This window comes from Nocardia ninae NBRC 108245 (assembly GCF_007990755.1).
Taxonomy (GTDB): domain Bacteria; phylum Actinomycetota; class Actinomycetes; order Mycobacteriales; family Mycobacteriaceae; genus Nocardia; species Nocardia ninae.
In genome coordinates this window covers 1-5,652 of record NZ_BJXA01000158.1, presented here as the reverse complement: position 1 = coordinate 5,652, position 5,652 = coordinate 1, and the positions used below count along the sequence as shown (strand labels likewise).

General features: G+C 65.5%; 5 protein-coding genes. 2 read left to right on the top strand and 3 right to left on the bottom strand.

The window, feature by feature from the left end:
• Both NN4_RS44155 and NN4_RS44150 read right to left on the bottom strand, forming a co-directional pair.
• Positions 1 to 845: beta-ketoacyl-[acyl-carrier-protein] synthase family protein (locus NN4_RS44155; protein WP_147144351.1), on the bottom strand; the 845-nt coding region annotated here is incomplete at its 3' end.
• Positions 846 to 853: 8 nt separating this feature from the next.
• Positions 854 to 1,903: a 3-oxoacyl-ACP synthase III family protein gene (locus tag NN4_RS44150; RefSeq protein WP_147144349.1), complete on the bottom strand. Its 1,050-nt coding sequence runs from the start codon at positions 1,901 to 1,903 to the stop codon at positions 854 to 856.
• A 551-nt stretch (positions 1,904 to 2,454) separates the two neighbouring features.
• Between NN4_RS44150 and NN4_RS44145 the strand changes: the two genes are divergently transcribed.
• Positions 2,455 to 3,948, top strand: a complete 1,494-nt coding sequence (locus NN4_RS44145) for a flavin-containing monooxygenase (RefSeq protein ID WP_147144347.1) — start codon at positions 2,455 to 2,457, stop codon at positions 3,946 to 3,948.
• Between the two features lie 8 nt (positions 3,949 to 3,956).
• Here the strand turns inward: NN4_RS44145 and NN4_RS44140 are convergent, their stop codons facing one another.
• Positions 3,957 to 4,622: a TetR/AcrR family transcriptional regulator gene (locus NN4_RS44140; RefSeq protein ID WP_147144344.1), complete on the bottom strand. Its 666-nt coding sequence runs from the start codon at positions 4,620 to 4,622 to the stop codon at positions 3,957 to 3,959.
• Between the two features lie 131 nt (positions 4,623 to 4,753).
• On the opposite strand from NN4_RS44140, the gene NN4_RS44135 reads away from it, so the two are divergent.
• Positions 4,754 to 5,629, top strand: a complete 876-nt coding sequence (locus tag NN4_RS44135) for a metal-dependent hydrolase (protein WP_147144342.1) — start codon at positions 4,754 to 4,756, stop codon at positions 5,627 to 5,629.
• Positions 5,630 to 5,652: the final 23 nt, after the last annotated feature.

Genomic DNA, 5,652 nt, shown 5'->3' with positions numbered 1-5,652 from the left:
CCCGCCGCGACGAACAGCACGTGCGTGAAGTCCCGCAGCGTGTCCGAGATGACCGCGCGGTCGTAGGCCTGCGGCAGCGACGCCGTGTGCGGGTCGCCGTCGGTCAGGTCCGGCGTGCGCACCGAATCCTGGTCGATGCCAAGGGCTTCCGCGAGCCGCGCCGGGAAGTCCGGGCTCGGTGTCGACGCGATGAGCGCCGTGCCGGCCAGGTCGCTGTGCCCGGCGTCGGCGAGCGCCGCCCGAGCCGCCTCGGTGGCCACGCTCAGCAGGCGGTCCGCGAAGCCGGGTTCCCGGTCGACGGTCATCAGGCCGCGGCCGACGGTGCCCATGGTGGCCGTGTCGACGTACGCCTCGACCGCCGGGGTGCCGTCACCGTTCACCGTGTGCACCCGGCCGAAGCCGTCCGGCTCGTCGGTGTGCTCGAGCAGCAGCGCGGCTCCCGAAGTGGCATAGGGGAAGTCGTCGGTGGCCGCCGATCGGGTCATCGACGGGTGACCGTCACCGGCGACGATGAGCACGTGCTCGGCGCTGCCGGTCGCCAGGATGGCGGTGGCGACCTGGACCGCGTTGAGCACGCCGGTCGCGCCGTTCATCAGGTCGAACGAGAAGGTCCGCGGATCGTCCTTCGCGTATTCCAGGCCGATGCCCGCCGCCTTCTGGATCAGCGCGGAGACGGCCGGTTCGACGGTGTTGGAGTCGCGGAAGACACCCGCGTTGATCAGCACACCGACCTGGTCGGGGCGGACACCGGCCCGCTCGAGGCTTTGCTTCGCGGCCAGGCCGCTGTTCTGCACACTGCTCTGCGTGTCGCGGCCGATGCCGATGGATTTGATGCGAACGCCCATGGCTGACCTCAGACCTTCAGAGACGAGATGGTGGTGGACAGGAAGCCGGTCACGATGCCGGACGCGGCGGGAATCATCAGCAGCTTCGAGCCCGCCGGGATGTTCTGGTCGCTGAGCTGATCGTGCAGGACGATGAAATGCGAAGTGGTGGAGGTGTTTCCGTATTTCTCGATGACCCGCAGATCCGGCGGCATCGGGGCGCCGAACTCGCGCTCGCAGATGGCGTTCATCCACGGGATCGCGGCCGCGCCGAACTGGTGGTGGATGACGTAATCGAACTTCTCGTCGGCGAAGGTGCGCCCGCGCGCCTGGAGGTAGTTGATCTGGCTGTCGGTGCCCAAAAGAAAGCGGTCTTCGTTGTGCATTTTGCGGTTATCGGTGTACAGCGCAACACCCTGGCTCTTGTCGCTCGGCATGCCGAGGCACAGCTCGGAGTACTCCGCTGCCGTCATCATCTCGATGTAGTGGATCTTGTCGTTGTCGTCGACCGCCTCGTCGAGCACGACCGCGGCGCCCGAGTCGCCCACCGACAGCGACGCGAACTGCAGATCGTATTTTTCGGAAATCTCGGCCACCGCGGTGTCGGCGATGGGAGTAATGGCCTCACCGCTCACCACCAGGCCGTTGCGCACGGCGCCGGAGCGGATCATCCGGTCGAGAATGTAGGTGCCGGTGAGCATCCCGGCGCAGGCGTTCGACACGTCGAAGGTAATCGCGTTCTTCGCCCCGATAAGGCGGCTTATCGAACCGGCGAAGGACGGCTCCATGTAGATGCGGCTGCCGTGGTTGCTTCGGGTGATCGAGGTGGAGATGATCACGTCGAGCTCGGCTGCATCGTATCGCGACCTGGACAAACAGTCTTCCGCCGCCTTCATGGCGATCGCGAAGGAGTCCTCGTAGCTGTCCGGGTTCGTGTCGTGCACCCGGCGCTCTTTGACGCCGGTGATTTTCTCGAGATCGAAAGACGGCGGTTCCTTCAACCGGGAGAGCAGCTCCTGGGTGGTAACGATATTCGAAGGCAGATAGGCGCCGATGGATTCGAATCGTGAATGCGACACGCGCGCTCCTGGAAATCGTGGAAAGAAACGGTTCCGGATCGTCTCTGATCTTCGGTGCGACGGACACTACCCGACGGTAACTACGAATGCCTATGGCTGAGAAGTCAGGGCCGATCACTGTGCAGAAGTACATGTTTCGTGAAGTATCACTAACTGGTGACCGACTGGCTATGGAGGGCTGGCGGGGTGGATGCGGGGCGAATAGTGCGGGTTGCCAATGGTTTCCGGGGCTGGTGCGGCGACGCGGAACGGGGCTGTGCATCGCGTCGTCGCCACAGGTCGGCTAACAAGCGGCTACCCTCGTGTTCTGGTGGAACTATGGGTGGCGTGCCAGGGCGATGTGAGTGACTTCACTGCGAGTCGTACAGTTGAATACCCCGCTCGGCACACGCTAGGTCGTACAAGACTCAACTATGTTGCGGCCGAACAGAACCCGCACAGGGCAGCATTCGCAGTGATAAAGGGGTGCCCGAGTCGTTCGCCGAGGCACGCGGGAATACTGTCCGGGTCGTTAGGCTGGGGCATTCCGCCGACTAGTCGAGGAGATAGCGATGACCACCGCTACTGAGCACGTCGATGTGCTCATTGTCGGAGCCGGACTGTCCGGCATCGGCGCGGCCTATCACCTGCAGCGGGCTTTCCCGCAACGGTCCTACGCGATCCTGGAGGGCCGCGACGCGATCGGCGGCACCTGGGATCTGTTCCGCTATCCCGGAATTCGCTCCGATTCCGACATGTACACCCTGGGCTACCGATTCAAGCCGTGGCTGGGTGACAAGTCGATCGCCGACGGCGATTCCATCCTCGACTACGTGCGCGACACCGCCGCGGAGAACGGCATCGACCGGCACATCCGCTTCGGGCATCGGGTGCTGCGCGCCGAATGGTCGTCGGCGGACAACCGCTGGACGGTGCAGGCAGAACGGACCGGCAGCCACGAGACGGTCACGTTCACCGCAGGCTTCCTGCTCTCCTGCTCCGGCTACTACAGCTACGACGAGGCCTACACCCCGGACTTTCCCGGCGTCGAGCGCTTCGCCGGACCTGTTGTGCACCCGCAGTTCTGGCCCGAAGACCTGGATTACGCGAACAAGAAGGTGGTGCTGATCGGCAGCGGCGCCACCGCGGTCACGCTGGGTCCCACGCTCACCGAGCAGGGCGCGCACGTGACCATGTTGCAGCGCAGCCCGAGCTATATCGTCTCCCGGCCCGCCCGCGACGCCCTAGCGATGAAGCTGCGCCGCCGTTTGCCGCCGCGCGCCGCCTACGCGCTGATCCGAGCCAAGAACGTGGCGCTGGCCACGACGGTTTACCAACTGAGCCAACGCTATCCGGCGTGGGTGCGCGAACGAATCCGCGGCTACCAGGAACGCTGGCTGCCACCGGGCTACGACATCGACACGCACTTCACCCCGAGCTACAACCCGTGGGATCAGCGACTCTGCTTGGCTCCCAACAACGATTTCTTCCGCGCCATCCGCAAGGGCAAACTGGACATCGTCACCGATCGGATCGAAACGTTCACCGAGACCGGTGTGCGGCTGGCCTCCGGTGCGACGCTGGACGCCGACATCGTCGTCACCGCAACAGGATTGAACCTGCTCGCCTTCGGCGGCATCGACCTCGGGGTGGACGGGCGGCCGGTGACCCTGTCCGACAGCATGGCCTACAAGGCGATGATGCTGTCGGATGTACCGAACTTCGCCTACATCATCGGCTACACCAACGCCTCGTGGACGCTGAAGGCTGATCTGGTGTCGGAGTATCTCGTTCGGTTGCTCCGGCACATGGACGCGCGCGGCTATGCGCGCTGCACGCCGGTTCGTGACCCGTCGGTCGGTGCGGAATCGTTGTTCCTCAACTTCAATCCCGGATATGTGCAGCGGGCCGCGAGCCACTTCCCGATCCAGGGCGACCGCGCGCCGTGGCGATTACGGATGAACTATCTGCGCGACATGATCACGTTGCGGCACGGGTCGATCGCGGACGACGCGCTGCTGTTCGAGCGGGCGGAGCGGACCGAGCCGGTGGCGGTGCGGGACTGAGTCGAACGCTAGGCCTCGGTGATCACCGAAGACCGCGCCCGCGCAATCTGTTCCAGCACGGTCGCGGCGTGCTCGTCGAATCGAGCCCGGGAGACCGGGATCTCGCCGTCCAGCCAGGGTCGGTAGAGGTAGGCGAGCGCGCCGAAGATGGCGCTCGCGTTGAGTGCGTTGTCGTACTCGTCCGGTGCGGACTGGGAGTAGTCGCCGGCGCCGATCGTCAGGGCGATCGGCGCCGTGAATAAGCCGATCAGCTCGTTCGCTCGCGGCATCAGCACCGGGGTGGCCTGCGATTCGACGAACATGATCCGGCCGCGCCGGCGATCTTCCACGAGGTAGTCGGTGAATATGCCGACCAAGTGACGGAACATGGCGTCCCGCTCGATCGGCGCGGAGGGTAGCGCGTCGAGTAGTCGGTCGCGGGCGCCGAGCACGACGGTGTCGAGCACCGTGGTGAGCAGCGCGTCCAGGTTCGGGAAGCTCTCGTAGAAATAGCGCTCGGTCAGCCCGGCCTGCCTGCACACCCCGCGCATCGAGGTCTCGGCGGCGCCGACGGTGCCCATCAGTTCGGTGCACGCCTCGATGAGCTGCTCGCGGCGGCCGGCGACCCGATCGGCGGGTGACCGTCCGCGCCAGCGGCGCATGCCCGGGATCGACCCGTCGTCTTCGGCGACCATGGCGCCATCCTCTCACACCGCCTTGTAGACATCGGATGATGTTGACAGCAGCTGATGTCAGCAATAGATTGCCAGCATGCTGGGCCGAAATCCCAGGCTCGGGCTTCGCCGATCAGAGATGAGGATGCGAGATGGGCCCCACCGTCTATGCCGATCAGGCGCACGCGATCAATGCACGCGAGGTGACCTTCGACTTCGACACGGTGCCGATGCACTACATCCCCGGCGAGGTGATGGCGACCCACATCATCAACGTGATGCACCTGGTGTTACCCGAGGGCGAGCGGGCCATGGCGCAGGCACTGGCCGAGGCCCTGCCGCTGATCGACGACGAGCGGCTGCGCGAAGAAGTGCGCGGGTTCATCGGGCAGGAGGCCATGCACGCGAGTTCGCACGAGCTGGCCCGCAAGCAGCTCGAGCGGCTCGGTCTCGACGTGCGCCCGATGGTGGAACGCGTTGCGTGGCTTGTCGATCGGGTGCTCGGCGACCACGGGCTGTCCGGTCGCGCCAAGCACGCGTGGCTTTGTGAGCGGCTGGCGTTGTTCGCCGGGATGGAGCACTACACCGCCGTGATCGGCGAATGGCTGCTGACCAACGACACTCTCGTGCGGAAGGGGATGCATCCGGCGATGCTGGATCTCATCCGGTGGCACGGCGCGGAAGAGGTCGAGCACCGCAGCGTGGTCTACGACGCGTACATGTACGTCGACGGTGGCTACGGCCGCAAGGCGCGGCAAGCGGTGATCGCGAGCGCGGGATTGCTTGTGCTGTTCGCCATTTCGGGCGGCTACCTGTTCCACAAGGACCCCTCGCCACGCAAGGGAAGATTCTGGCCACTACAGCTGGCCAGTGCCTCGGTGCGCGGCGTCGTGCCGAGCTTCACCACCTTCTTCACCGAGATTCCCCGCTATCTGCGGCCGGGCTTCCACCCGTCGCAGCTCGGGCCGATGGACAACGCGCTGCGCTACCTCGCCCAGTCGCCCGCGGCTCGGGCGGCCGTCGCATGACGGCCGTCGAGGAGGGGCATCGG

Coding starts and splice junctions, on each gene's coding strand:
- NN4_RS44145 (WP_147144347.1), top strand. CDS start 2,455: ATGACCACCGCTACTGAGCACGTCGATGTGCTCATTGTCGGAGCCGGA.
- NN4_RS44140 (WP_147144344.1), bottom strand. CDS start 4,622: ATGGTCGCCGAAGACGACGGGTCGATCCCGGGCATGCGCCGCTGGCGC.
- NN4_RS44135 (WP_147144342.1), top strand. CDS start 4,754: ATGGGCCCCACCGTCTATGCCGATCAGGCGCACGCGATCAATGCACGC.